Below are 24,604 nucleotides of genomic sequence, written 5' to 3'. Positions count from 1 at the left end.
GTCGAAGGTTGAGGGCGGCGGGGGCGACCCCGTCGCCCTTTATCTTGTGCGCCCGGGAAAGCGGTTCAGCTCCCCGTGGCCGCCTTCTGGAAATGCTGGCGGGCGATGGCGTCCAGCCGGCCCTCGCGGTACAGCGCCTCGGCCGCGTCCCGCAGGATCGCTGTTTCGGGGGCGTCGCGGGTGGCCGGGTCGCAGGACAGCCAGGCCTCCATGGCACTGACCTGCACGCGGTCGCCCAGCTGGTCGGTCAGGTTGTTTTCCCGCGCCACCACGTCGATGACGGAGGAGATGCCCATCACGGCGTTCACCCGGCCGTGGGCCAGCATACGCAGGCCGTTCAGTGTGGACGGCACCGTCTGCACGGTGATCCCGTATTGCTGGATGGCCGGGACCAGGGCCTGGGTGCCCGTGGCCGTCACGGCCACCGGGCCTACCGCCCGCAGGTCATCGGGCTTCGCCAGCGTCACCCCCTGACGCGCCACCGCCACCAGCGGCACCCCCATGGTCAGGGCCAGGGGCACGATGGCCCGGTACGGGTCGCGGATGGGCACGGCGACCATGCCATAGACCTTGGGACCGCCCGGCGGCCGTTCCCGCGCCAGCTCGGCATACAGGCGCACCACCGGCAGTAGTTCGACGGTGGCGCGGATGCCCGCGCGATCCAGGATGGCCTGCGCCTGCTCCACCACCAGGCCCCTGGCCTCGCCGTCGGCGCCCCGCTCCCCCAGCACCGGCAGTTCCGGCACCAGCACGCGGATGGGCTGGGGCGCCGTCTGCGCCGCCGCGATACCCGACGCCATGCCACTGGCGGACAGTGCCAGCAAGATCGACAGGATGGTGCGGCGGGTGGGGGTCATGGTGTGGGCACGCCCGGCGAGGGGGAATTGCCCGGTCAGATGGTCAAGGTCCCCTGCCTGGACTACCCCAATTCAGCGCGCAGCTGCCCTAACGGCAGTGCAGTCGTCTCCTTGACGGTCGACACAGCCATCATCGAATTTATTTCGCGCACGCCCGGCAACTGCGACAGCTTCTTGAAGAACAGGGCCTCATAGGCCTCGACGTCTTTGGCGACGATGCGCAGCAGGAAATCCACCTGGCCCATCAGCACGAAGCACTCCAGCACCTCCGGTATGTCGGCGATGGCGCGGCGGAAGGCGTCCAGGCTATCGCCGGCGTGCGCCTCCAGCTTCACATGGGCGAACACCAGGAAGTTCAGGCCCAGTTCCCGCCGGTCCAGCAGGGCCACGCGCTGGCGGATCAGCCCCGTTTCCTCCAACCGCTGGATGCGGCGCCAGCAGGGTGATTGCGACAGCCCCACCTTGTCGCCCACGTCGGCGGCCGAGGCGGCGCCGTCCTGTTGCAGCACGTCCAGGATCTTCCAATCCAGCCCGTCCAGCTTGTGCCGCATGATCCATCTCCATAGGGTCAATTCAAAACATGAGTCATGTTGATAATGGCGATTTCAGACAGTCTTCGCAAAGACTATGCGCGCCTTGGCCGTTATTGTTGCTCTCATCCGAACACGATTTGTTGACGAGACGCCGCCATGCCCCCCCTGGATTGCCCCCCCGCCGACTATGCCGTCCTGCATCCCACCCTGACGCTGGTGCGCAGCGGCGATGGTTTCGTCGCCCTGGCCGTGAACCGCGCCGGCCCGGTGGACGTGACCCTGGATTGGAGCCGCCTCGACCCGCTGGAGAACACCGACGGCCTGGACGCCGCCATCGACTACGCCCTGTCGGTGGCCCGCCACCGGGGCGAGGCCGACCGCCGCGCCGGCCGGCCCTGGGCCACGGCCCATGCCGTCGTCGTCGGGTATGAGGGGGACGCGGCCGAGGCCGCCGTGCGCCGTGCCGTCGCCGTGGCCGCCGTGCCGGTCGCAGGATTGCCGGAGACCCGGGTATGACCGCCGCCGTTGCCACCGCCGCGCCGTCGAACGCCAGCCCCGTCATGCTGTCGGTGGCGGCCGACGCCAGCCCCGGCCTGCTGTCCCGTCTGATGGGCACCCTGGCCCGCCTGGACATCGTGCCCCTGCACGTCTATGCCCGCCGCCGCGCCGACCTGCCGGGCGAGGACATGCTGGAGGTGGACATCCAGCTGCCCGACACCGCGTCGGCCTACAGTGAGCGCGTGGCCGCCCTGTTCCGCGGCGTGGTGGGCGTGCATCAAGTCGCGGGGAGTATTTGAAATCGAGGATGGCCAAGCCCGCGGATGCGGGCGCCCGGCAATTGAGGGAACAGCTTAAAGCGGCTGCACGGCTGGTGCTTCCGTCCCAACCCGCCAGCTGCGCAGGCCCAGGATGGCCAGGACGATGAAGGCGGCGTAAAGGCCGGCGGTCAGGTACAGGTCCTTGACCACGTACATGGCGACATAGACCACATCGACGGCGATCCACAGCCACCAGTTCTCGATGTGCTTGCGCGCCGTCCAGTACTGCGCCACCAGGCTGAAGCCGGCCAGCGTGGCATCCAGATAGGGTAGGGAAGCGTCGGTCCACCGGGCCATGGCCAAGCCCAGGACGGCGCTGGCGGCCCCGCCGGCAGCAAGGCCGAGGATGGCGTCGCGAACGGATAGGGGCCGCACCACCACTTGGCCGTCGTCGCGCACCCCCCGCCACCAGCACACCCAGCCATAAACCAGGAAGGCGCCAAACACGGCCTGCAAGACCATGTCGGAGTACAGCTTGGCCTCCAGGAAGACCACGCCATAGAGCGCGACTGAGGCCAGGCCCAGGGGCCAGCACCACAAGGACCGGCGGGTGGTGGTCCAGACGGCCAGCGCGCTGACGATGACGGCGACGATTTCCAAGGGGGACATGGGGGAAGGGGCGCCGCTGTTCGGGGTTACAGGGTCAGGTCGCGGATGAAGGCCAGCAGGCCCTGGCCGTCGGCCCCGTGGAACCAGGCGGCGTGGCTCAGAAAATAGCCCTCGTACGCCAGGCCCGCGTTCTCCGCCGAGTGCGTGACGCCGTGGAAATAGTCGGTCTCCGCCAGGGCGAATTCCGCATGTACCAGGGGCAGCAGGGCCGCCAGCGCCTGGCGCCGGGGCGCATCCAGGGGACTGACGGCATGGTATCCCGCCATCAGCGCGGCTACCTGGTCGTGGTGCGCGGTGGGCTGCCGCCCTTCCGTCAGGGCCAGCCATTCCACCGTGTTGCGCTCGATGGCCGTGGCCAGGTCGTAAAGCGCCGTGGTGCGGTCGGCCAGGCCGAAGTCCAGCACCGCCGCCACCTTGGCCGTGGGGCTGGCATCCGTCCAGGTGAGGTTGGACGCGTGCGGGTCGTTATGCGTCCACAGGCTGGGCAACTGGTCCACGTGCGGCCGCAGCGCGTCATGGAAGGGCAACAGCAGGCGCTGGGTGTCGCGCCGCCAGGGGCGGGTTGACAGGTAATCGGCCAACGCCGGCCGGGCCGCCACATAGTCCGCCATGGCCGCCAGCGGGTCGTCGCTGGAAAACAGGGTGAAGCCCGACACCAGGGCTTGGTCCCGGCGATGCGGGCGGTCGAACCCTTCCGAGGCCTGGTGCAGGCGGGCCAGGGCGGTGCCGGCGGCGCGCGCATGGCCCAGGTCGCGGAAGGGCGTCCAGGATAGGGCGTCCCGGTAGAGATCCAGGCCCGGCGCCAGGCCGTGGACCTCATAGGTCCACTCGCCCAGGGTCAGGGCGCGGGCGCCGGTCGCCGTCGCCAGCACGTCGCAGATTTGCACGCCCAGGGGCGCGCCGCGCTGGCGCAGATGGTCCATGAAGGCGTGCTCATCCTCCAACTGGGCAGAGGTTCGCACCCGGGCATGGTGGCGCTTCACGAACACCGCCGCGCGCGCGCCACCCGCCGTCGCCACCACCGAGGCGGCGGAGAACGGGCGCGGACTGTGGCTGAGGATGCCGCGCACCGCGCCCACATCGGGGTAATGGCGCAGCAGGCCCGCCACCTCCGTCCCCGTCAGGGGCGGCCAGTCAGGCGACACCGCGCCCACCCCCATCCCATGGGCCATGCCATGGGCGTGATGCAAGCTGTCGAGAGTGGACCGGGCGGGGGAGGCGCTCATGAAGCGAGGATGAAACCTTACAGGGAATACTGCAGCGTGAAGCGCGCCGTGCGCGGCGCCCCCAGATGCAGATAGGCGTCGCCGGCGCTCTCGCCAACATCTTTCCAGTAGCGCCGATCCAACAGGTTGTCGACCGACAGCCGCAGGGTCAGCTTGTTGTCCAGCGCGCTGGGGGCGTAGCGCAGGCCGGCGTTGAACAGATGATAGGCCGGCGCTGTGGCCACGGCGTCACGCGCCGCCGCCCGTTCCCCCACGTATTGCCAGCCGGCCAGCAGGGCCAGCCCGTCCAGGTGCGGCAGGGTATAGTCGGCGTAAAGCGTGGTGCGCACGTGCGGCACGTTGATGGCCTGGTGGCCGTCATAGCTGGGGGTGCCGGTGCCGTAGGCCACGGCGTGCATGAAGGTGGCGCTGGCCGTGAGGCGCAGATCTTGGGTCACCTGGCCGGCGGCATTCAGTTCCAGGCCGTCGTGACGCTCCGTCCCCTGGCGCACATAGGTGAAGCCATATTCGCTGTCGTCGGGCTTGGCGTACTCATACGCCTTGCTCAGGCGGAAGACGCTGGCGCCCAGCAGCAGGCCGTTCCAGTCGTACTTGGCCCCCACCTCATCCTGCCAGGACAGGGACGGCGACAGGATCTCGCTGGCGTTGGTGGCCCAGGCCGGCGCCTGGCCGCCCAGGGACAGGCCGCGCGCATGGCTGGCGTACAGGGCCACAGCAGACAACGGCTTGTAGACCAGGGCAACCTGCGGCAGGGGCAGGGTTTCCGCTGTGTTGCGGACGGTGGCATGGTCGATGTCGTAGGCGCGCTCGCGCAGGAAGACAGTGCGCACGCCGGCGTCCAGCTCCAGCCCCGTCACCAGGGCGCCCAGGTCGATGCGGTCCATGGCGCTGATGGCGTACTGGCGGCTGTCCAGCCGTTCGTAATTGGCGCCGGGATTGTTGGGGGACGGCGCGAAGGCCAAGGGCGTGGGGTTGTAGATGTTGTCGCTGCCGACATAGTCATAGACGTAGTCGGTCTGCGTCACCGTGCGGCGGAAGACGCTGGCGCCCAGGGTCAGGCTGTGGCCGATGGCCCCCGTCGCCAGCTTGCCCAGCAGCTGGGCCTGGGCCTGGTCATCCTCCCGCGCGTCGTTGGGGCTGCGGTAGTCGTAGACGTCGAAATCGCCGTTGGGCGCGAAGTAATAGTCGGGCGAATCGCCGGCAGCACAGCTGGCCACGGCGTAGCAGCCATAGGCGAAGGCCACGTTGTCGTCGATGACGGTGCGGCTGTGGCCCACCTGCACCGTCAGGCGCCAGTCGTCGCTGAAGCGGTGCTCATACTGGCCGGACAGGTTCAGGGCGTTGATGGTGACGGGCTTGGTCCAGGGCTGGGTGCCCAGCATGCGCGACGGCGACACGGCGTCCAGCGCCGGCAGGGCCGTGCCACCCAGCAGCTGGTAGCCGGAGACGGAGTGCTGCACCCGGCGCTGGTACTCCAGGTCCAGATTGAAGGTGTCGTCCTCTGTCGCCCGCCAGTCGCCGGCGATGGACCCGAAATTGCGGTAGCCGTCGGCATGGTCGACGTAGCTGGCGATATCCTCATGCGCCGCGTTCAGGCGCAGGCCGTACTGCTTGCGCGCGCCGAACAGGCTGCCGACATCCACCGCGCTGTAGAACCCGCCGCGGTTGTCGGTGCCCAGGGTCAGGCTTTGCACATCCGCCGGCCGCTTGGTGACGTAATCGACCAGGCCACCCGGGGCCACCACGCCGGCGTCCACCCCGGCCAGGCCCTTCAGGAACTCCACCCGTTCCTTGTTTTCCAGCGCCACCGGCTGCTCACCGGCGATGGTCAGGCCGTTGATCCGCAGGCCGGTGGCCAGGTCCAGGGGGAAGCCCCGGATGGCGATGTCCTCGTAATAGCCCTCCGGCGCGTAGTTCTCCCCGATCGAGGCGTCGTTGCGGATCAGGTCGCTCAGGCGCCGGGCCTGCTGGTCGTCCATCAGGTCGCGGGTGACGACGCTGACTGAGGCCGGGGTGTCCAGCACCGTGCCGGCGGCACCGAACTGGGTGTCGGTGGCGCGGAAGCCCTGGTCGCGCACGCCGGTGACGATGACGGTGTTGGGCTGGTCCGCCGGATCGGCGTGCGCCGCTCCACTGATCACCAGGGCGATGGTCGCCACGGACTGCGTCAGACGGCGGGAGAAAATCGTCACGGGACTGTCATCCTGAAAGGGCGGCGCTGCCGTGCCCGCCGCTGGACGCGCGGGGGGGGCAAGCCACGAACAGCATTGAGATTGGCGGCTTTTTGGCGGATTCCCGCCGCCGGGTCAAACCTCTGCCTGCTCAGGGCCGGGTTGCGCCAGTGCCGGACCCAGCAATGAGAATGAGATTGATTCTTAATTTCATGAGTCATATAGCTGCACCAGGAACCAACCTGATGGGGAAAACAAGAATGCGGCAAACGCTGTTGAAGGCGACCGTTCCGGTTTGGCTGCTGGGGGCGCTGGGGGGCGCCACGCTGGCCCATACCGCGCTGGCGGCGGCTCCCGAACCGGCCCCCGCTGATGGCGCCGATGCTGATCCGGCGGCGACGATCACCGTGACCGCCACGCGCACGGCCAAGGACATCAGCGACGTGCCGGCCAGCGTCAGCGTCATCACCAGCCAACAGATCGACGAACAGCTGGTGACGGACATCAAGGATCTGGTGCGCTACGAACCCGGCGTCTCCGTCCGTAAAAGCCCGGCGCGCTTCACTCTGGCTGGTGGCGCCACCGGCCGTGATGGCGACAGCGGCTTCAACATCCGGGGGCTGGAGGGCAACCGCGTCCTGATGCTGACCGACGGCATCCGCGTGCCCGACGCCTACAGCTTCGGCGCCCAGAACATGGGGCGCGGCGACTATGTCGACCTGGGCCTGCTGAAGTCCGTCGAAATCCTACGCGGGCCGGCCTCGGCGCTCTACGGCAGCGATGGCGTGGCTGGTGCCGTCAGTTTCATCACCAAGGATCCGGACGATTTCCTGACCACAGGTACCACAGGTAAGGACTGGGCGGCCCAAGGCAGCGTCGGCTACACCTCCGCTGACGGGGCTTGGTCCAAGGGCGCATTGGCCGCCGGCAAGGTGGGCAAGCTGCAGGCCTTGGTGGCGTACACACGCCGCGACGGTAACGAAACCACGACCAACGGCAACAACAACGCCGCCAACACCGACCGTACCACCGCCAACCCGCAGGACCTTTATTCGAACGCCGTCCTGGCGAAGGTGGTGTACGAACCGTCGGATGCGCACCGCCTGCGCCTGACCTTCGACCATGACGACAACCACACCAACACCACGGTGTTGAGCGCCATCGCCAAGCCGCCGTTGGCTGCCACCAGCGTGCTGGGCCTGATCGCCCGGGACCGGGAGGATCGCAACCGCGTCAGCCTGGATCACCGCTACGATATCGGCGCGGACGTAATCGACAGCCTGCATTGGACGGCCTACTACCAGGAAACTCACGCCACTCAATACGGGGCGGAGGATCGCAACACTGCCGTTGACCGCACGCGCGACAGCACCTTCGACACGCGTGTCTATGGCTTCGACCTTCAGGCGCAGAGCAAGACGCTGGGCCACGACCTGACGCACACCTTCGTGTACGGCGGCGACTACTCCGTCACCCACCAGGAATCGCTACGCGACGGCACGGTGCCCTCGGCCGGCGACGCCTTCCCCTCGCGGGCCTATCCCACCACCGACTACACCCTGGCCGGCATCTTCCTGCAGGACGAGATCAACGCCTTCGACAAGCGGCTGACCCTCTACCCGGCCGTGCGTTTCGACTATTACGACCTGTCGCCCAAGAAGGACGACCCGCTGTTCACGGCGCTGACGCCCATTTCCAAGGACGACAGCCACGTCTCGCCCAAGCTGGGCATCCTCTATCATCTGCTGCCGGACGTGGGCGTGTTCGTGAACCTGGCCGAGGGCTTCAAGGCGCCGGCGCCGTCGCAGGTGAACAACGGCTTCGCTAACCCGACGCAGAACTACAAGTCCGTCTCCAACCCCAACCTGAAGGCGGAAACCAGCCAGACCATCGAGGGCGGCTTCAAGTTCAACGGGGGCTGGGGTGAAAAGACGGGGGGTGCTGGTGTCGGGAACGCCGTTCTGGGTGGCGGCCGCTGGGATGCCAGCGTCACCGGCTATGCCGGCCGCTACCGCGACTTCATCGACCAGGTGCAGGTCGGCGGTACCTTCACCGCCGCCAACCCGGCCATCTACCAGTACGTGAACCTGTCGCGGGTGACCTTGCAGGGCGCGGAGGCCAAGGGCCAGGTCACCCTGAACTCGGGCATCGGCGCCCTGGCCGCCTTCTCCTACACCCACGGCGAAAGCAGGTCGGGCGGCGTCACCACGCCGCTGGATAGCGTGGACCCGTGGAAGCTGGTGCTGGGCGTCACCTACCGCGACCCGGCGGGCCGCTTCGGCGGCCAGGTCACCATGACCCATTCCGGGGCCAAGGACCGGTCCGACGTCAGCAGCGCGACCTACTTCATTCCTGGGGCCTTCACCATCCTGGACGCCACCGCCTACTGGAACGTGACGGAGAACGCCAGCATCCGCGCCGGAATCTTCAACCTGACGGATGAGAAGTACTGGTGGTGGGGCGACGTGCGCGGCCAAGCGTCCACGTCGACGGTGCTGGACGCCTGGACCCAGCCGGGCCGCAACGTCGGCGCCTCCCTGACCCTGAAGCTGTGACCCTGAAGCTCTGATCCCGATCCGGCCGGCGTGGGGGCGCTTGGCCGGATCCCCGGTGGCGGCGGGTCCCGCCCGCGCCCGCCGCCACCTTCTTCCCCGATCGCATGACCTGCCCCAAGAGGCCACCCGATGACCCTGCATGACACCCTGAAGACGCCTGGCATCCTGAAGACTGGCCGCCGGACCTTCCTGACCGGCGCCGCCCTGCTGGGCGTGACCGCCCACTTGCCGCTGGCCGCCCGCGCGGCCGAAACCGCCGCACCCTCCACCGCCGCGCCGGAACAGGACCGTAAAGCCATCCTGGCCATGGCCGGCACCTACAAGGTAACTTTCGATTTCCGGGAAACCACGCCCTTCCTGGCCGACTACAAGCCCATCGCGCCCAAGGTCAGCGGCGGGGATGAGGTGGTGCGGGTGGTGGAGGACACCGGCTCCATCATCCGCCTGCAGCACATCCTGGTGGTGGATGGCGAGGACGGCCTGCCCGTGGTGGTGAAGCATTGGCGCCAGGACTGGGTCCACCAGCCCGCCACCGTGCTAACCTACCAGGGCACCGGCCACTGGTCGCTGACCCCGGTGGAGGGGGCGGCCGCCAGAGGCGCCTGGTCGCAGACCGTCTGGCAGACGGACGATTCCCCGCGTTATGGCGGGGTGGGCCGCTGGCGCCACGATGCCGGCGTCTCGCGCTGGACCAGTGATGAGACCTGGCGGCCCCTGGCCCGCCGCGACGCCACCCGGCACCCGCCCTATGACCGCTACAGCGGTACCAACCGCCACGCGCTCACGCCCGCCGGCTGGGTGCATGAGCAGGACAACGCCAAGATAGGGCCCCGCGACGGCACGTTGGTGACCTTCGTGCATGAGACGGTGGTCAACACCTACAACCGCTCCGACGACTTCCCCGTCGCGGCGGCGGAGGAGTACTGGGCCAGGACGTCCACCTACTGGGCGGCCGTGCGCGCCGCCTGGGACCAAGCCATCGCCCGGCACCAGGGGGTGAGCGTGACGGAAGAGGCCAACAACGGCTCCGTCACCGGCAAGGCGCTGATGGGCTTGGCCGACACCATCGCCAAGGGCGATAAAAGCACGCCGGACGCCGTCGCCGAGGCCCGCCGCGTCATCGCCGACGCGACGCAAGTCCCGGCCAAGTCCGGCGCCTGATGTCGCCCCAGCCGTGTCCGGTTTTCACGCCAGCCACAGCGCGGCAAGGGCCACGGCCGCCGGTAGGGCCTGGATCATCAGGATGCGGCGGCTGACGGACCAGGCGCCGTAAGCGCCGGCCACGATCACGCACAGCAGGAAGAAGGTCTTGATGTGCAGCGCCGCCGACGGGTCGGGATAGGACAGGCCCCAGACCAGGCCCGCCGCCAGGAAGCCGTTGTACAGGCCCTGGTTGGCGGCCAGCACGGCCGTCTGCGCCGCCCTTTCCGGGGAGTTGCGGAAGGTGCGCAGGCCCAGCGGCTTGGTCCACAGCACCATCTCCAGCACCAGGAACCAGGCGTGCAGCAGGGCCACGATGGCCACCAGGATGTTCGCGATAACGGCCATGGAAAGGACGTCCCCCAAAGGTTGTTATAGGCCCACTATGCCGGGTGCCGGGATGTTGGCAAACACCAAAGGAAAAGGCCGCCCAGTCGCCCGGGCGGCCCCCTCGATCACGCCTGGTTCAGGCGCTTACCACTTGTAGGCCACGCGGAAATAGTACATGCCGCCGTCGTACCCGAAGGGCGAGGTGTCCGGGTACTGGTCGCCATAGTTCAGGCGGCCGGCACTGCGGTTCTTCTGCGGATAGGTGTCGAACAGGTTCTGCGCGCCAACGGTGGCGGTCAGGTCCTCGGTCACCTTGTAGGCGATCTCCGCGTCGAAGATCCAATTGGGGTCGTAATGCTGGCCGGCGCTGGAATTGTCCTGCCAGGCGCCGTAGTAGCTGCCGCGGTACATGAGGCTGAACGCGCCGATGTCGTAGGTGGCGGTCAGGTTCACGCGGTAATGCGGCAGGCCGTTCTCGATGTCCGCCTTGCGGTTGGCATCGATCACGCTGGCGTCGTACTTGGTGACGTCGGTGTGGTTGATGTTGGCCGCCGCCGTCAGGTGCAGGTCGCCGTCATAAACTTCGAAAGTCTTGTTGGCGACGATGTCCACGCCCTGGCTGCGGGTGTCGAAGGCGTTGGCGAAGAAGTTCACGTTGCCCAGGGTGTTGGCGCCCGTCACGCCCAGCGCCGCCAGCTTGATCTGGTCGGCGGCGGAGACGGTGAAGTCGCTGGTGATGCCGATGCGGTCCTCGACCTTGATGTTGTAATAGTCGACGGTCAGGTTGACCCCGCCCGGCAGATCGAAGACCAGGCCGCCGGCGATGTTGAACGAGGTCTCGGGCTTCAGCGTCTTGGCGCCGTAGTACTGGGCCACCGCGCTGTCGACGGGGAAGGTGCCCAGCACGATGGGCTCCGGGCTGCCCGCCTTGAAGGTGGTCTGCGTGCTGCTGATGTGCGACTGGCCGGGCGTGGGGGCGCGGAAGCCGGTGTTGATGGACGATCGCACGGCCACCCAGTCAGTCAGCTGATAGCGGCCGAAGATCTTCCAATTGGTGGTGTCGCCGAAATCGTCGAAGTCTTCGTAGCGCAGGGCCACGCCGGCGCTCAGGTTCTTGATGATGTCGGCTTCGGCGTCGGCATAGAAGGCGTAGTTGCCGCGCGGGTACTGGCCGGCATCGGTGGCGGTGAAGCCGGGATAGCCGTTGGACCCGATGGGCATGCCGTAGGTGTAGTATTTGCCGGCCTGGTACGAGGCCACGTCGCCGGACTTGATGGTGTAGGTCTCACGCCGGTATTCACCGCCGCCCGCCAGCGTCAAGGGGCTGGCCAGCCAGCTGAGGTTTACCGGATAGGTCAGGTCCAGGTTCAGGTTGGTTTCCTCCTGAATCTGGGTGCCGACATAGAACTGGTGCGGGCTGCTGGGCCCGAGCGAGGGGTTGACGGTGTTGCGGATGCTGTAGCGCAGCTCATCCTTGCCGTAGCTGGCGCTGGCGTCGATGATCAGGCCGTTCTTCAGGGTCGTCTTGTAGCCACCGGTGATGCTGCTATCCAGGATGTCGCCGTAGAACCAGGGCGTGAAGCCATTGGGGAAGACGCTGTTCCACTTGAACGTGGCGCCGCTGTCCAGGGTGATGGGCGTGATCAGCCACGACACCGTGGTGGGGTTGCGGTAGTTGAAGCTTTCCTTGGCGTAGCTGTGGCCGAAGTTGCCGAACAGGTAGACCTTGGAATTGTCGCCCAGGTCGATGCCGCTGTTGATGAACAGCCGCTCCGCCTCCACCGCCGGGTCGCCGAAGCGCTGGGCCGGGTTGGGGATGGTCAGGCCCTGGGCCGTCAGCTTGGCGGCGTCGGGGCGCTGGGTCCCGCGTGAGGTCGGGTCGTTCTTCACATACTCGGCGCTGATGTTGACGAAGCCGCGGTCGCCCAGGGGCAGGCCGGAGTTGGCCTGGATATGGGCGCTGCCGCCGTCGCCGGCGTAGGTCTGGCCCCATTGGGCCACCACCGTGCCCTGGTCGGCGCTGTCCTTCAGGGTGAAGTTCATGACGCCGGCGATGGCGTCGGACCCGTACTGGGCGGCGGCGCCGTCGCGCAGCACTTCCAGCTGCTTGATGGCGATGGAGGGGATTTGTGCCAGGTCGGGGCCTTGCGAGCCCTGGGTCAGGCCGTTGGCGCCGATCTGCACCAGGGCCGAGCGGTGGAAGCGCTTGCCGTTGATCAGCACCAGCGTCTCATCGGGCGGCAGGCCGCGCAGCGTCGGCGGGCGCACGAAGGTCGACCCGTCGGAGATGGAGAAGCGGGCGACGTTGAACGACGGCACCAGTTGGCGCAGCAGGTCGTTGGTGTCGCCGCCGGCCTGGTGGGCCAGATCCTCGGGCGTGAAGACATCGATGGGCGACGGGCTGTCGGCGACCGAGCGGTCGACGCGGCGGCTGCCCGTCACCACGATTTCCGACAAGGCGTCGGCATCGGCGGCCGGCGCCGTGGCGGCGTTGGCCGTGCCCATGGCCAGCCATCCCGCTGAGCACAGCAGGGCGATACCCAAGGCTTTACGCGCACTTATGGCGTTGGTGTTGTTTGTAAGCGTCATGTTGGCCCCCTGATCTTTGGATGTTTTGTTAGATCACGGCAGCTTGATGGCGCGATTCCCCGCAAATTTTATGAAACGAAGCGACTCATTGCCCCGGCCGCCTCTTTTCAAATCCTCATCGATTGCGATGCGGAAGTAGATTTGCCTTTTTGAAAGGCGTCATGACTTACAGTCGTATTCCTTTCCCTTGCCTTGGCCCTTCCGGACCCTTTCCTGGATTTCGGGGCTTCCCGACCCCCATCCAGGAAAAGTGTCCTTCAAGACGCGTTGAACTCCAGGCCGACCGCCCCGATCAGTGGGTGACGGTCGGCGCCTTGTCCTGCGGATGGGCGTTCGCCTTCACTTGCGCAACGAAGCCCGGGTCCACGGCCGGCGCCTTGTTGCCCCAGGCCTGCCGGACGTAACTGATGATGTCGGCCAACTGCGCCTCGCTCAGCAGGGCCGCGAAGGTGGGCATGCCGCCCCGGCCTTGCAGCACGGTGCGCACCATCGGCTCGGGATCGCCCTGCACAAAGGGGTCGCCCGCCAGCGCTGGGAAGGCGCCCTTCACGCCCAGGCCGGTCTTCTGGTGGCAGGCGGCGCATTTGTGGTTGAACAGATCCTGGCCCTTGGCCACGTCCTGCGCCAGGGCCGGCGACGTCATGGCCAAGCCGGCGACACCAGCGGTGAGGATAGCGGCGGTGAGGATGATGGTCTGGCGCATCCTGTCCCTCACGCCGCCACGCGCTGATGGATCTGGGCGATCTGGTGCCAGGCGGACTCGATGGCCCCGGCCTGCCAGCCGCCGATATAGCTGATGTGCTCTCCCGCCAGGTAGATGCGGCGGTCAGGCTTGACCAGCACCGGGTAGGCGTTCGCCCGCGCCTCCGCGCTCCAGTTGCCCCAGCCGCCCAGATTGTACTGGATCAGGTGCCAGGAGGCGGAGAAGGCGGTCTCGAAGCTGTCCTTGTAGTGGGGGAAGATGCGCTGCCCCGCCTCCAGCGCGATGGCCGCGCGCTCCGCCGGGGTGTTGCCGCTCATGTCCGTCGCATCGGCGCCGAACATATAATAGCCCAGCAGCACACCCTTGGCCGACTGCCAGCCGGATGACGGCAGGCTGATCAAATTGATGCCGGGGGCGTCGGTGTAGACATGGCCGCCATAAATGGCGTCGTCCTCTTCCCAGAAGCGGCGTTTCATCTGCAGGCCGATCTTGCACACCGGATCATAGGACAACTGCCCCATGGCCTGCTTGTAGGCGTCGGAGAAGTCGGCATCGATGGTGCGCAGCACGCTGACCGGGATGGTGCACAGACAGTAATCGGCGCTGATCGTGGCGCGCTTACCCGTCTTGGTGTCCAGGTAGTCCACCGTGACGCCGCTGTCGGACTGGCGGATCCGCTCCACCTCCGCGTTGTACTTGATCAGATGGCCGACGTGCTTCTCGAAGCCCTTGGCGATGCGGTCCATGCCGCCTACGGGCTGGAACATGGTGTGCTGCTGGTCGAAGGTGCCGACCGACTGGACCATGCGCCACAGCCGGGACTGCACCAGATCAGGGAAGGCGTAGGGGGTGCTGGGCACGCCGGGACCGGGGTCATCGATGCCGGCGCCCGGGTTGACCTTGTAGCCGCGGCCTTCCGTGCCGCGATAGCTGAGGTCGCTCTCCAGATAGCCTTCGCCGCGCAGGTACTCAATGAACAGTTCCACGTCGTCCTTGGCCAGGCCGGTGTCCAGCTTGCCCGAGGTGGCGGCCTTGGCCACCAGTTCCGACGTGTAGCCCCGCATGTCGGCCCGTATCTCGAACTGGCGCACGCGCTTGCCGGCCAGGGGGCCCTTCACCGTGTCGAACTGGGCGTAGCTGGCGTCGTTCTCGTTGACGAAGACCTCCAGCGGGATGCCGAACGTCTTGGTGTAGTGCAGGGTGGAGCGATGGCAGAACGGGATGCGCCAAGGGCCGTGGTTCAGGTACAGGCCCTCATCGAACTTGCACTCCTGCTCCTCCCCGCCCAGCTCTGTCATCTTGAAGCCCTTGCGGGCGGTTTGGCAGCGGCCGCCGCCGAAGGCGCGGGCTTCCAGGATGGTGACCTGATAGCCCAGCTTGGACATTTCATAGGCCGCCGTCATGCCAGCCACGCCGGCACCCAGGATCAGTAGCTTGTGCCCCGCGCCTGACCCGCGCAGGGCTGGCGGCGCGCTGGTCATGGAGGCGATCCCCGCCCCCCAGGCGTTCAGCGCCGTCATCACCATGGCGCTGCCGCCCAGCAGCGCCGCCTTTTCCAGAAAATGGCGCCGTGTCACCCCGGCGCGGGGCAGGTCCGTCATGGCAGGCATATGCACCCTCCTTGTCCGCATCGCGGGACCGCCCGCCGGTTCGCGGCGGGTGTCACCAGGCCCTTGGGTCGCCGGAACGGCGTCAGGGCGCGCGGGCGGCGATCACCTCGATCTCGACCATCAGGCCGGGGGCCGCCAGGCCCGCCACCTGCACGGTGGTGCGGGCGGGCTTGTTGGGTTGTTCGGCCGTGCCGAAGAACTGCGTGTAGCCGGACATCATGCCGGCGAAATCCATCTTGCCGTCATGGGCCGGATCGCCCACCAGGTAGACGTGCATCATGACCACGTCACCCAGGGTCAGCTTCTGGGCGGCCAGCGCCTCCTTGATTTTGTTCAGGGTGCTGACGGTCTGGGTGGCGGTGTCGCCATAGGCCTGCGGGCTGCCCTTGGGCGCGCTGGGGTCGGCCACCGACGGCGTCATGCCGCTGAGGTACACCACGTCCGATCCCGCCGGCACGGATACCGCGGCGGAGATGGGGAAGCCACCGGCGGCGTCGGTGCGGGTGATGGGCTGCTTGGCCGTTGCCGTTCCGCTGGATGAGATGATGCCGGCTTCGGTGATGATGCCTGCCAGCACGGCGGTCAGGGCCAGGGCGCCCAGGAAGCGGGCCATGCGGCGCTCGGGACCGCGGGGGGGATGGGTGGTCAAGGCAAGGCTCTCCTGTTCCGTTTTTTATGGTCCTGTATCGACGGATGCGGCGCCTGATGGCGCGCGCCCGTGCCACTTTTGATTTCAAGCGGCGGGACTTGTCGTCTCCGGCCCGCCGGGCCGGGCCCGGCGGGCGGAGTGGGGTAATCGGCGGCGGCTTCGGACGTGTGCGTCGCACAATTTCCGTGAAGTCGCCGGTACAGGGGTGCGCTGCCGGGTCAGCGCCGCGCGCGGCTCCCGGGGCGTGTCCTCATGCTCTGGTTGACGGGGGTGTGAAAGGAAATGATCGCTTAAAATATGAATAGCCGCCCGCGTGGACGGCCACACCTGCAATATTATTATAGGAATATAAAATATCGCGAGTCGGAATCTTGCCGGCGCGCCGGCCAATCACCAGATCAGCGCGACCGGGAGTCCGGGAAATATTTTTGACAATGATGGTGACGGCCCGTTTCGTCATGCGTCTCTGTCAAATTGAGGAGTGGATGGAAGTCTGCTCGCGTTTCTCTTTATCGACCCAACTGCCAAAACCCCGGTTCCAGCCCCCCATTTCAGGGGGATGAGACCGTTTTCACTCTGTCAGGGTTTATCAGCAATAACCGGGCCAATTCGTTCGCGGCTGCGATATAAGCATTTCGGCCGAGGCAACGGCGAACCGGGCGCACAGCGATTGGGCAATTCAGGATTGTTACAGGCATGTTGCCGCAAAGCTGTGCAGACGCGACGGCCCTATGAAGCTTTAGGCTGTGGGGGGCTGACTGTCGGGAACGACACTGGACAGGCCGGTCGCTTGCTGTAAGCAGGAAGGGACCCCACGCGGCCACACTAATCCCGACGTCCTTTCGATGCGCCTGCTGAAACCTTTGGCCCACGGCCCCATCGCCCGTCTATGGGGCGCGTTGTCGCTGTCGGCGGTGGGGGACCAGCTGCATCAAATGGCGCTGGTCTGGTTGGCCGTGGGGCTGGTGGGGCCGGACACCGGGTATGTCGCGGCGGCCGACACGGTGGCGCTGATGACGGTGGCGCTGCTGGCGGGCGCCTGGGTGGAACGCTGGGACCAGGGCAGCGTCATGATGGCGGCCGACTTGGCGCGCGCCGGCTTGGCGGCGGTGCCGGTGCTGGCGGCGCTGACCGGCCATCTCACCCTGTGGACCCTGGTGGTGCCGTCGGTGGCGCTATCCGCCCTGGCGGGGTTGTTCGACCCGGCGCTGCAGGCTTCGTTGCCGCGGCTGACGGCGGACCGCAGCCTGCTGGCCGCGACCAACGCCCTTTTCGATGGCACCTTGCGTCTGGCGCGCCTGGTCGGTCCCACCCTGGCGGGCGCCCTGGCGACGCTGATGCCGCCGGTGGCGCTGATGGGGGTGAACGGCCTCAGCTTCCTGGCATCGGCCTGCGCCGTGTTCAGTGTCCGGTCGCATCTCGCCGACCCGGCGGGGAAGGCGCCTATGCGCGCGGCGGCGGCGGTGGACAGCCTCGCGGGCCGCTTGCTGGCCGGCTGGCGCCTGGTGCGGCGGGAGCCGCCCTTCACTTACCTGCTGTGGCGCAGCGGCCTGACCGGCGGCCTGTGGACGCTGACCATTTGGCTGGCGTTGCCGCTGCTGGTGCGTCAGCAGGGTTTGGCCGGGTTCGGCCTCAGCGGGCTGTCCGCCCTGGCCCTGCTGTTCTCGGCCTATGGCGCCGGCAACCTGATCAGCAACCTGGTGGTAGGCAGCCTGCCGCCGGGGGGCGTGCTGACCCGCCGGCCCATGGCCCTGGTGGTCGCGGGGGACGTGCTGGTGGGCGGCGGCTTCGTCGTCATGGCGCTGGCCACGTTCGTGCCCGCGCCATGGACATTGCCCGCCATCGCGCTGTCGGCCGCGGCCACGGCCACGGGTGGCCCGGTGTGCCAAATCCCCCTGACCACCCTGCGCCAGACGCGGTTCAGCGGGGGTGAGATTGCGGCCGTTTTCCGCCTGTTCCTGGTGCTGGACTGCCTGGGAACGCTGGTGGCCATGACGGCGGCACCGACGTTGTTGAACCTTCTGCCCACGCCCCTGGTCATGGCCGCGTGTGGCGCTGTCATCCTGGGCACGGCGCTGATCTTTGGCCGGCGGGCGGACCGGCACACCATGGCTGGGCAGACCATGGTTGCGGGCTAGGGCCATCGCGGTTACGCTCCCGTCATCCGCGTGACTGGCGTAAGCCCCGGATGACGGGGCCAGATGGAATACCATCGGGAAGCGCGGACGCACCCCGTGCCGCACGCCTGGGCCATCCACCCGTCACAACGGAAGGGGCGTCCCATGCTTGCCAGCCTGATCCCTATCCTCGTCGCCTTGCTGCTGGGGGCCATGGCCCCCGGGCCCAGCTTCGTGCTGGTCACCCGCACCGCCGTCACCCAATCCCGCCGCAACGGCCTGGCCGCCGCCGCCGGCATGGGCGTGGGCGGCACCTTCTTCGGCACGTTGGCCCTGCTGGGCCTGACCGCCCTGCTGACCCAGGTCGCCTGGCTGAACGTGGCGCTGCGCCTGGCGGGCGGCCTCTATCTGCTCTATCTCGCGCTGCGCATGTGGCGCGGGGCGGGCACGCCCCTGGGCAAAGCTGCGGGCACGCCCCTGGGCAAGGCTGCGGGCACGCCGCTCGCCATGAACGCGGGCGCCGCCACCGATGGCCGCGCGCCGTCGCTGGGCCGGGCCTTCGTCGTGGCGCTGGCCACCCAGCTCAGCAACCCCAAGACCGCCATCGCCTACGCCGGCATCTTCGCGGCCTTGCTGCCGTCCTCTTCGGTGTCGGGTGGGCCGCCATCCCACCTGCTGCTGTTCCTGCCGCCGGTGATCTTCCTGATCGAGGCCGGCTGGTACAGCGTGGTGGCCCTGGCCTTCTCGGCGGAGGCGCCGCGCCGGGCCTACCTCAAGGCCAAGGGCGGCATCGACCGGGTGACGGGCACGATCATGGGTGTGCTGGGCCTGCGCCTGATGGCGGATGCCGTGCGCGACATGGCCCTGGCGCGCTGAGGGGGGACATGAGCATGCCGGATATCAACATGCTGTTGGCGTTCAGCCTGGTGGCCCTGGGCATGGTGCTGACGCCCGGGCCCAACATGGTCTACCTGCTGTCCCGCACCATCTGCCAGGGGCGGGCCGCCGGCTTCGTCTCCCTGGGCGGGGTTGCGCTGGGCTTCCTGGTCTACATGCTGTGCGCCGCCTTCGGCATCACCGCCCTGGTGTTCGCCGTGCCCTACGCCTACGACGCCCTGCGCTTCGGCGGGGCGGCCTATCTGCTGTACCTTGCCTGGCAGGCGCTGAAGCCCGGCGGCCGCTCCCCCTTCCAGGTGCGGGCCCTGCCGGTGGACAGCCCGCGCCGACTGTTCAGCATGGGCTTTCTGACCAACCTGCTGAACCCCAAGATCGCCATGCTGTACCTGTCGCTGTTGCCGCAGTTCATCGTCCCGGGCAAGGGCAGCGTGCTGGCGCAGAGCCTGGCCCTGGGCGGCGCCCAGATCGCCATCAGCCTGACGGTTAACGCCCTGGTGGTGCTGACCGCCGGCGGCCTGGCGGCTTTCCTGGGCACGCGGCCCACCTGGCTCAGGATGCAGCGCTGGCTGATGGGTACGGTGCTGGCCGGCCTGGCCCTGCGCATGGCGACCGAGGCCCATCGTTAAGCTTTCGCCCCAAGGCCTCAGGATGCATCCCGGGGGGTCTTGGCCACCCGCAACAGCGGGCGCCAGAGCTTTCCGGCGGGCATGGCGCAATGGAGATCGGGGAAGGTGGGCGCGGACGCGCCCACCCGAACCGCATCAGGCCATGTAATCGTGCAGCACCCGGCCGAAGGGCAGGGTGAAGTCCACCACCTGGTGGCGGCCGCCGACGATGCGGCGTACCGGCAGGTCGGCCACGCGGCAGTTGACGTGGGGCATCAGGTGCAGGCGGGCCGGGCCGTCCCAGGCGCCGTGGACATGGATGTCGGTCAGGTTGTAGCCCACCAGCTGGGCCACCTTGGGGCCGCCGTCCACGTCGGGAATGAACTTCAGGTTCACGTTCAGCTTGCCGATGCCTTTGGCCACCTCATCCAGCCGATCGGCCAGGCTGAAGTGCTTGTAGGTCATGGTGCCCATGGCCACCCGCTCCTCATCGTAGTGCAGCGTGCCGGTCAGGGTGTCCTTCTGCACCTTCAGGCGGGGGATGCCGTACTTCTTGGGGAAGCCCCAGATCTCGCGGCCGGCGGTGATGGGCGGCTCATCGTCCAGATACATCTGAACCGAGAAGTTGCAGGGCTCGCCATTGAACTGGGCGACGATGCCGGTGCCGCTCTCCTCATAATCCCCGAAGCCGGAGCTGTCGGGCATCTTCATCCATTCATAGAAGCACAGGTTGCCCGGCGCCGGCTCCAGCGGTTCCGGCAGGGCCCGGCGGATGGCCTCCGGGTCGCTTTCATAGGTGATGATCAGATATTCGCGGCGGATGAAGCGGTAGGGCCCCCGGGGGTAGCTGGGGCTGAACAGGGGCATGGAACTGGCGGAGAGGATCTCGTCACGATTCATGTCGGCACTACTCCCAGGCATTCGGGGCCTAAAAGGGGGAAGCACCGGGACCGGTCGATAGGCGGGATGGTTGCTGGACCTTGGCGGCGGACCGATACCCGGACGAAGGGATGATCAGGATGGCGGATGCATTCCCGGAAAACCATTCCCTGTCCGAGTAATTTTTGTTGCGCCGCATCAAACGAAAGGCACACGGGGGGCGGCGAATGACCGCACCCCGTTTCCCTAGTGTTATCAATAACCGACGGTGAAGCGGCGGTTGGCGTGTGCCGGGCTCTCCACCTCATCCACCAGCGCGACCGCGAAATCCTCGTAGCTGACCTGGCTCTTGCCCGTGGCGTCGACCAGCAATTGGTCATCGGCCAGGCGGAACCGGCCGGTGCGTTCCCCGGCGAAGAAGAAGGCGGACGGCGACAGGAAGGTCCATTCCACGCCCTGGCCGGCACCCTGGCGCAGGGCGTTCAGCACATTGCGGCCGGCGCCGGCCTCGGCTTTGTAGGCGGCGGGGAATTCCGGCGTGTCGATCAGCGCCACGCCCGGCGCCACCTCCAGCGAGCCGGCGCCGCCGACCATCAGCAGGCGCCTCACGCCCGCGGTCTTGATGGCGCTGAAGAGCGAGGGCAGGTCCAGACCCTGGAAGTTCGTGCTGCTGATGACGGCGTCGTGACCGGCCAGCAGCGGGCCCAGGCCGGCGTCGTCGTTGGTGTCGCCGGCCTTGGCCGTCACGCCGTCCTGGACCGGCACCTTGGCTACGTCGCGGGCGATGGCGGTGACGGTGTGGCCGCGGCGGCGCAGCTCCGCCAGGATGCGGGTGCCGACATTGCCGGTGGCGCCGATCAGGGCGACTTTCATGGGATGTCTCCGGTTTGAGCGCTGGCGAACAGTCGCGCAGCGGACTAGGTTACGTTCGGTAACCAAATGCCATTTTGACCGCCAAGTTTGAAGAAGGCACGTTTCGGTGCCCTGGTTATCGCGGCATTACCACCCCACGCCCATACGAATTGACGCGCTCAGGACGGAGACACTCAATGGATGGACGCACGCCTGAAGCAGTTGTGGAACCCGTCATCGCCGGGGATGTGGTGGCCGCCGGCTACCGCCTGGACGCGGAGGACGGTGTCTGCCCCGTGCGTGATGTGCTGGACCGCTTGGGTGATGCGTGGAGCGTCCTGGTTATCCGTCACCTGGACGGGGGCCCTGCCCGTTTCAACGCCCTGCGCCGCGCCATCGACGGCATCTCCCAGCGCATGCTGGCCCAGACCCTGCGCAAGCTGGAACGCGACGGCTTGGCCAGCCGCACCGTGTTCCCCACCACCCCGCCTCAGGTGGAATACGCCCTGACCGATCTGGGCCGCAGCTTCTCCGCCCACCTGGCGCAACTGGCTCAATGGGCCTTCCTGCACCAGCCCGCCATCCGCGCCAGCCGCCGGGCTTATGATGCCGCGTCCGGCGACGATGACTAGGAATAGGAATTAGCCGCCGGCGGTGGCGCGCAGCTGCTCGGCGATGGCGGCCAGCCGGTCGCCCAGATCCTTGGTGGCGGCGGTGCTGGCCTGCTCGTGGGCGCGGCTGCTGTCCACCAGGGACTTCAGGTCGCCGGTCAAGTCCAGCAGGCCGCGGATGGTGCGGTCGGCCGCCTCCATGCGGATGCGCAGGCCATCGGCCAGGGACTGCACGGTGGCCAGGTTGGGATCGACGCGGGGCGTCAGCGCTTCCGTCAGTCCGCCGGTCAGGGCGCGCAGGGACTCCGTCGCCTCATCCTGGCGGGCCAGCGCGCGGTTCAGGGCGTTGGTGGCGCCGCTGGCGTCGGTCGCCAGGCTGGTGGCCTCCCGCTGCAGGTCGCGCACCGCTTGCTCCACCCGCGTCCCGGCGTCGCCCAGGCCGGCGGCCAGCATGTCCGACAGGCGGGTGGCGGTGTCGCCGATGCTGCCGGCCCGGTCGCCCAGGGCGTGGGCCGTGGCCTCCAGCCGCGCGATGGCCTCGTCGGCGGCGGCCTTCTGGTCGGGATCGGCGCTGCGGCGCTCCAGCTCGGCGCGCATGGCCTCCGATATCTTGCCGAGGCTGTCCAGGGTGCGGGTCATCTCGCCCGCGCGCAGCGCCACGCCCGCCGCCGCGCCCGCCAGGTCGCGCTGCACCGCCGCCAGGCTTTCCGCCACCGGCTCCAGGCGGGTGCTGTTGGCTTCGGCCGCGGTCTCGATCAGGCGGTTGGCGCGGTTCAGGCCGTCCAGCGCCCCCGACAGGTTGCGCGTGACCTCATCCGCCGTGCCGCGCAGCAATTCGGCCGAGCCTTCCACCCGGCCCGTCACCCGTTCCAGCCGATCGCCGGCGTGGGCCAAGGCGGCCTGCAGGTTGCGGTCGCTGTTGCCCACCGCCTCCGTCGCGCGCGTCAGGCCGGCGGTGGCCTCGGCGGAACTGCTGGCTAGCATCTCGCCCGAGGCGCGCAGCAGCTTGACCGAGGCCAGCAGCTTGTTCTGCAGGTCGCCCATGGCACTGTTCATGCGCTCGTTGGCCTGTTGCGCTTCGCTCGTGGCATGGCGCAATTCCCCCTCCGTCTCCGACAGGCCGCGCACGACGCGGCCCACGTCCTCGCCCGCGGTCAGCACGGTGTTGGCCACCAGGTCGGCATTGCGGCGCAGCGCCTCCACCAAGTTGTCCAACCCACCGCCGCCGCCCCGGTCGTCGAAGGCGTGAACCTGCAGGGCGGCGCGGCTCAACAGCTCCGTCGCCTCCTTGATCTCGCGGTTGCTGTCGCCGGCGGCCTTGGCCACGGCGCCGCACAGCTCGCCCATGCGGCGCACGCTGTCGGTCAACTCCTGCCGGGTGTCGCCCAGCAATTCCGTGAGGTCGCGCTGGGTGCCGCTCAGCAGGCCGGTCAGGTCGCGCCGGGTGTCGGCCACCAGGGTGGACACGGCATCGCCATTGCCGGCCAGGGTGTCACCGGCGCTGCGCAGGCGGGTGGTCAGCTGGTCGAACAGGTCGCCGGCGTCGCCGTCGAACTTCAGGCGCACGCGCCCGTTCTCGGTGATAATGGACACGTCGGGCAGATCGGCCACCTGGCGGCGGAAGCCCTCGATGGCGCGGGCCATATCGCCCAGTTCGTCCACGCGGTCGGTGCCGGCCACGGGCACGCGCCAATCCCCCCGGGCGACTCCGCCCACGCTGTCGCGCAACTGGGCCAGCGGCACCAGCAGGCGCAGGCGGATCAGCCACAGGGTCGCCGCCGCGGTGGCCAGCATGGCGCCCACGGCGGCGATTCCCAGCCAGAAGCCGGCGCGGGCGGGGCCGGCCAGCACGTCGGCCGTGGTCTGCACCTCCTGCCGGCGCAGTTGGGCGATGCGGTCGGCCACGGCGGCATGAAGGGTCATCAGCGACAGGCCGGTGGCGCCGGACAGGGCCTGCGGCTTGTCGCCGGCGGCATTCACCGCCGCGCGATAGCGGTCGATGAGGCGGTGCAGATCGCGCGCCAGATCTGATTCGGCCGTGGTCAGGCGGTTGCCTTCGAAGGCGCGGACGTTGCGGTCCGCCGTTTCCAGCGCCTGGGCGATGTCGGCCCGCGCCTGGGCGCTCCCGGTTTCGGCATACACGGCCAGCGCGTTCAGGAGCCCGCCGTTGCCCAGGGCCGACCGCGCCTCATCCAGGGCGCGGGATTTGGCGGCGGCTGCGGCCGGCGTCTCATCCAGCGACCGATCGACGCGGCTGAACAGGGCCATGTTGTAGGTCGCGGCCGCCACCAGGGCGACCGATGCGGCAACGACCAGGGCGGCGATCCAGCCGCTGGCGCGCCGCAGGCTGCCGGCGTGGCCCCCACTGGCGGCGCCGTGCGATGAACTGACCCCTGACCTCATACCCCCCACCCGCCTGTCGTCCTATTCCATACACGCCAGTCGCCAGGGGCGCCGTGCCCCGGCGACGTCGGCCCCGGCCCAGGGTGCCCCGGTTTAAGGCGCCCCGGCCCGAGGCGCCCCCGAGCCTAAGGCGCATGGTGTGGGAAGGCGCCCCATCTTCGTCAATCACTTTGTACTTAAGCACCTTGCGCCGGCTGGCACGATGATGGGTTGGCGTCGTCGGGCGCGTACCAAGACCGCGCGACCAGGGTGTGGGGATTGCGACCTTAATGCCGGGCGCGGGGCGGGGGCTTGCCCCCACGCCGGGCAGGGCGTAGGAAGGATCAGGTCGGGCGAGGTTGGTGCGCCTGGATCCTGGGTGAGGAGGCCCGGTTGTCTGCGCCGTTGTGG

At 68.2% G+C, this 24,604-nt stretch carries 21 protein-coding genes and 1 riboswitch; of the genes, 8 read left to right on the top strand and 13 right to left on the bottom strand.

Annotated features, from left to right (window positions below; genetic code table 11):
* Positions 1–65: 65 nt before the first annotated feature.
* Both Y958_RS21605 and Y958_RS21600 read right to left on the bottom strand, forming a co-directional pair.
* The gene (locus Y958_RS21605) at positions 66–857 is read right to left on the bottom strand and encodes a substrate-binding periplasmic protein (RefSeq protein WP_088873900.1); all 792 of its coding nucleotides are present in this window, start codon (positions 855–857) and stop codon (positions 66–68) included.
* Between the two features lie 62 nt (positions 858–919).
* Positions 920–1,408 (bottom strand): Lrp/AsnC family transcriptional regulator, encoded by a 489-nt coding sequence (locus Y958_RS21600; protein WP_088873899.1) that lies wholly within the window; start codon positions 1,406–1,408, stop codon positions 920–922.
* 138 nt (positions 1,409–1,546) lie between these two features.
* Between Y958_RS21600 and Y958_RS21595 the strand changes: the two genes are divergently transcribed.
* Positions 1,547–1,906 carry a hypothetical protein gene (locus Y958_RS21595; protein WP_088873898.1) on the top strand — a complete coding sequence of 120 codons (360 nt, stop codon included), beginning with the start codon at positions 1,547–1,549 and terminating at the stop codon, positions 1,904–1,906.
* A complete protein-coding gene (locus tag Y958_RS21590; RefSeq protein ID WP_088873897.1) occupies positions 1,903–2,187 on the top strand; it encodes a hypothetical protein in 285 nt (94 codons plus the stop codon). The genes Y958_RS21595 and Y958_RS21590 overlap by 4 nt, the downstream gene beginning before the upstream one ends.
* 54 nt (positions 2,188–2,241) lie before the next feature.
* On the opposite strand, the gene pnuC is transcribed toward Y958_RS21590, so the two are convergent.
* The 3 genes from pnuC to Y958_RS21575 are packed head-to-tail and all read right to left on the bottom strand — an operon-like array spanning position 2,242 to position 6,235.
* Positions 2,242–2,817, bottom strand: coding sequence for a nicotinamide riboside transporter PnuC (pnuC, locus tag Y958_RS21585; RefSeq protein ID WP_088873896.1), 576 nt, complete (start codon positions 2,815–2,817; stop codon positions 2,242–2,244).
* A gap of 26 nt (positions 2,818–2,843) precedes the next feature.
* Entirely contained in the window at positions 2,844–4,043 is a 1,200-nt protein-coding gene (locus Y958_RS21580; protein WP_211098642.1) for a phosphotransferase enzyme family protein, read from the bottom strand.
* A 17-nt stretch (positions 4,044–4,060) separates the two neighbouring features.
* The gene (locus Y958_RS21575; protein ID WP_088873894.1) at positions 4,061–6,235 is read right to left on the bottom strand and encodes a TonB-dependent siderophore receptor; all 2,175 of its coding nucleotides are present in this window, start codon (positions 6,233–6,235) and stop codon (positions 4,061–4,063) included.
* Between the two features lie 239 nt (positions 6,236–6,474).
* Here Y958_RS21575 and Y958_RS21570 point away from each other — a divergent pair, with 239 nt between their 5' ends.
* On the top strand, positions 6,475–8,769 hold the full coding sequence (locus Y958_RS21570; RefSeq protein WP_088873893.1) for a TonB-dependent hemoglobin/transferrin/lactoferrin family receptor: 2,295 nt from the start codon (positions 6,475–6,477) through the stop codon (positions 8,767–8,769).
* A 129-nt stretch (positions 8,770–8,898) separates the two neighbouring features.
* Positions 8,899–9,930 (top strand): DUF6607 family protein, encoded by a 1,032-nt coding sequence (locus tag Y958_RS21565; RefSeq protein WP_211098641.1) that lies wholly within the window; start codon positions 8,899–8,901, stop codon positions 9,928–9,930.
* Between the two features lie 24 nt (positions 9,931–9,954).
* Here Y958_RS21565 and Y958_RS21560 read toward each other — a convergent pair whose 3' ends face one another.
* From Y958_RS21560 to Y958_RS21540, 5 genes are all read right to left on the bottom strand, one after another.
* Entirely contained in the window at positions 9,955–10,317 is a 363-nt protein-coding gene (locus Y958_RS21560) for a DUF1304 domain-containing protein (protein ID WP_088873892.1), read from the bottom strand.
* Positions 10,318–10,443: 126 nt separating this feature from the next.
* Positions 10,444–12,888 (bottom strand): TonB-dependent receptor plug domain-containing protein, encoded by a 2,445-nt coding sequence (locus tag Y958_RS21555; RefSeq protein ID WP_244909499.1) that lies wholly within the window; start codon positions 12,886–12,888, stop codon positions 10,444–10,446.
* Positions 12,889–13,180: 292 nt separating this feature from the next.
* A complete protein-coding gene (locus tag Y958_RS21550; RefSeq protein ID WP_186291393.1) occupies positions 13,181–13,591 on the bottom strand; it encodes a c-type cytochrome in 411 nt (136 codons plus the stop codon).
* A gap of 8 nt (positions 13,592–13,599) precedes the next feature.
* Complete coding sequence (locus Y958_RS21545; RefSeq protein ID WP_244909498.1) at positions 13,600–15,201, bottom strand: flavin monoamine oxidase family protein; 1,602 nt, start codon at positions 15,199–15,201, stop codon at positions 13,600–13,602.
* 82 nt (positions 15,202–15,283) lie between these two features.
* Positions 15,284–15,850, bottom strand: coding sequence for a RidA family protein (locus Y958_RS21540; protein ID WP_244411194.1), 567 nt, complete (start codon positions 15,848–15,850; stop codon positions 15,284–15,286).
* Positions 15,851–16,695: 845 nt separating this feature from the next.
* Between Y958_RS21540 and Y958_RS21535 the strand changes: the two genes are divergently transcribed.
* The 3 genes from Y958_RS21535 (at position 16,696) to Y958_RS21525 (ending at position 19,490) form a co-directional block, all read left to right on the top strand.
* A complete protein-coding gene (locus tag Y958_RS21535) occupies positions 16,696–17,988 on the top strand; it encodes an MFS transporter (protein ID WP_088873891.1) in 1,293 nt (430 codons plus the stop codon).
* A 20-nt stretch (positions 17,989–18,008) separates the two neighbouring features.
* Positions 18,009–18,108, top strand: a riboswitch (ZMP/ZTP riboswitch).
* 24 nt (positions 18,109–18,132) lie between these two features.
* Positions 18,133–18,843, top strand: a complete 711-nt coding sequence (locus Y958_RS21530) for a LysE family translocator (protein ID WP_088873890.1) — start codon at positions 18,133–18,135, stop codon at positions 18,841–18,843.
* Between the two features lie 8 nt (positions 18,844–18,851).
* Positions 18,852–19,490: a LysE family translocator gene (locus Y958_RS21525; RefSeq protein WP_244909497.1), complete on the top strand. Its 639-nt coding sequence runs from the start codon at positions 18,852–18,854 to the stop codon at positions 19,488–19,490.
* 135 nt (positions 19,491–19,625) lie between these two features.
* Here Y958_RS21525 and Y958_RS21520 read toward each other — a convergent pair whose 3' ends face one another.
* Complete coding sequence (locus Y958_RS21520; protein ID WP_040847588.1) at positions 19,626–20,369, bottom strand: acetoacetate decarboxylase; 744 nt, start codon at positions 20,367–20,369, stop codon at positions 19,626–19,628.
* 234 nt (positions 20,370–20,603) lie between these two features.
* Positions 20,604–21,221 carry an NAD(P)-dependent oxidoreductase gene (locus tag Y958_RS21515; protein WP_088873889.1) on the bottom strand — a complete coding sequence of 206 codons (618 nt, stop codon included), beginning with the start codon at positions 21,219–21,221 and terminating at the stop codon, positions 20,604–20,606.
* A 176-nt stretch (positions 21,222–21,397) separates the two neighbouring features.
* On the opposite strand from Y958_RS21515, the gene Y958_RS21510 reads away from it, so the two are divergent.
* Positions 21,398–21,832, top strand: coding sequence for a winged helix-turn-helix transcriptional regulator (locus tag Y958_RS21510; RefSeq protein WP_088873888.1), 435 nt, complete (start codon positions 21,398–21,400; stop codon positions 21,830–21,832).
* A 9-nt stretch (positions 21,833–21,841) separates the two neighbouring features.
* On the opposite strand, the gene Y958_RS21505 is transcribed toward Y958_RS21510, so the two are convergent.
* Complete coding sequence (locus Y958_RS21505) at positions 21,842–24,214, bottom strand: HAMP domain-containing protein (protein WP_088873887.1); 2,373 nt, start codon at positions 24,212–24,214, stop codon at positions 21,842–21,844.
* Positions 24,215–24,604: the final 390 nt, after the last annotated feature.

The sequence above is a fragment of the Nitrospirillum viridazoti CBAmc genome, assembly GCF_000730165.1.
GTDB classification, from domain to species: Bacteria; Pseudomonadota; Alphaproteobacteria; order Azospirillales; family Azospirillaceae; genus Nitrospirillum; species Nitrospirillum viridazoti.
The sequence above is the reverse complement of the archived record's forward strand: the minus strand, read 5'-3'. Positions and strand labels throughout refer to the sequence as shown.

Coding starts and splice junctions, on each gene's coding strand:
- Y958_RS21605 (WP_088873900.1), bottom strand. CDS start 857: ATGACCCCCACCCGCCGCACCATCCTGTCGATCTTGCTGGCACTGTCC.
- Y958_RS21600 (WP_088873899.1), bottom strand. CDS start 1,408: ATGCGGCACAAGCTGGACGGGCTGGATTGGAAGATCCTGGACGTGCTG.
- Y958_RS21595 (WP_088873898.1), top strand. CDS start 1,547: ATGCCCCCCCTGGATTGCCCCCCCGCCGACTATGCCGTCCTGCATCCC.
- Y958_RS21590 (WP_088873897.1), top strand. CDS start 1,903: ATGACCGCCGCCGTTGCCACCGCCGCGCCGTCGAACGCCAGCCCCGTC.
- pnuC (WP_088873896.1), bottom strand. CDS start 2,817: ATGTCCCCCTTGGAAATCGTCGCCGTCATCGTCAGCGCGCTGGCCGTC.
- Y958_RS21580 (WP_211098642.1), bottom strand. CDS start 4,043: ATGAGCGCCTCCCCCGCCCGGTCCACTCTCGACAGCTTGCATCACGCC.
- Y958_RS21570 (WP_088873893.1), top strand. CDS start 6,475: ATGCGGCAAACGCTGTTGAAGGCGACCGTTCCGGTTTGGCTGCTGGGG.
- Y958_RS21565 (WP_211098641.1), top strand. CDS start 8,899: ATGACCCTGCATGACACCCTGAAGACGCCTGGCATCCTGAAGACTGGC.
- Y958_RS21560 (WP_088873892.1), bottom strand. CDS start 10,317: ATGGCCGTTATCGCGAACATCCTGGTGGCCATCGTGGCCCTGCTGCAC.
- Y958_RS21555 (WP_244909499.1), bottom strand. CDS start 12,888: ATGACGCTTACAAACAACACCAACGCCATAAGTGCGCGTAAAGCCTTG.
- Y958_RS21550 (WP_186291393.1), bottom strand. CDS start 13,591: ATGCGCCAGACCATCATCCTCACCGCCGCTATCCTCACCGCTGGTGTC.
- Y958_RS21545 (WP_244909498.1), bottom strand. CDS start 15,201: ATGCCTGCCATGACGGACCTGCCCCGCGCCGGGGTGACACGGCGCCAT.
- Y958_RS21535 (WP_088873891.1), top strand. CDS start 16,696: ATGCGCCTGCTGAAACCTTTGGCCCACGGCCCCATCGCCCGTCTATGG.
- Y958_RS21530 (WP_088873890.1), top strand. CDS start 18,133: ATGCTTGCCAGCCTGATCCCTATCCTCGTCGCCTTGCTGCTGGGGGCC.
- Y958_RS21525 (WP_244909497.1), top strand. CDS start 18,852: ATGAGCATGCCGGATATCAACATGCTGTTGGCGTTCAGCCTGGTGGCC.
- Y958_RS21520 (WP_040847588.1), bottom strand. CDS start 20,369: ATGAATCGTGACGAGATCCTCTCCGCCAGTTCCATGCCCCTGTTCAGC.
- Y958_RS21515 (WP_088873889.1), bottom strand. CDS start 21,221: ATGAAAGTCGCCCTGATCGGCGCCACCGGCAATGTCGGCACCCGCATC.
- Y958_RS21510 (WP_088873888.1), top strand. CDS start 21,398: ATGGATGGACGCACGCCTGAAGCAGTTGTGGAACCCGTCATCGCCGGG.
- Y958_RS21505 (WP_088873887.1), bottom strand. CDS start 24,214: ATGAGGTCAGGGGTCAGTTCATCGCACGGCGCCGCCAGTGGGGGCCAC.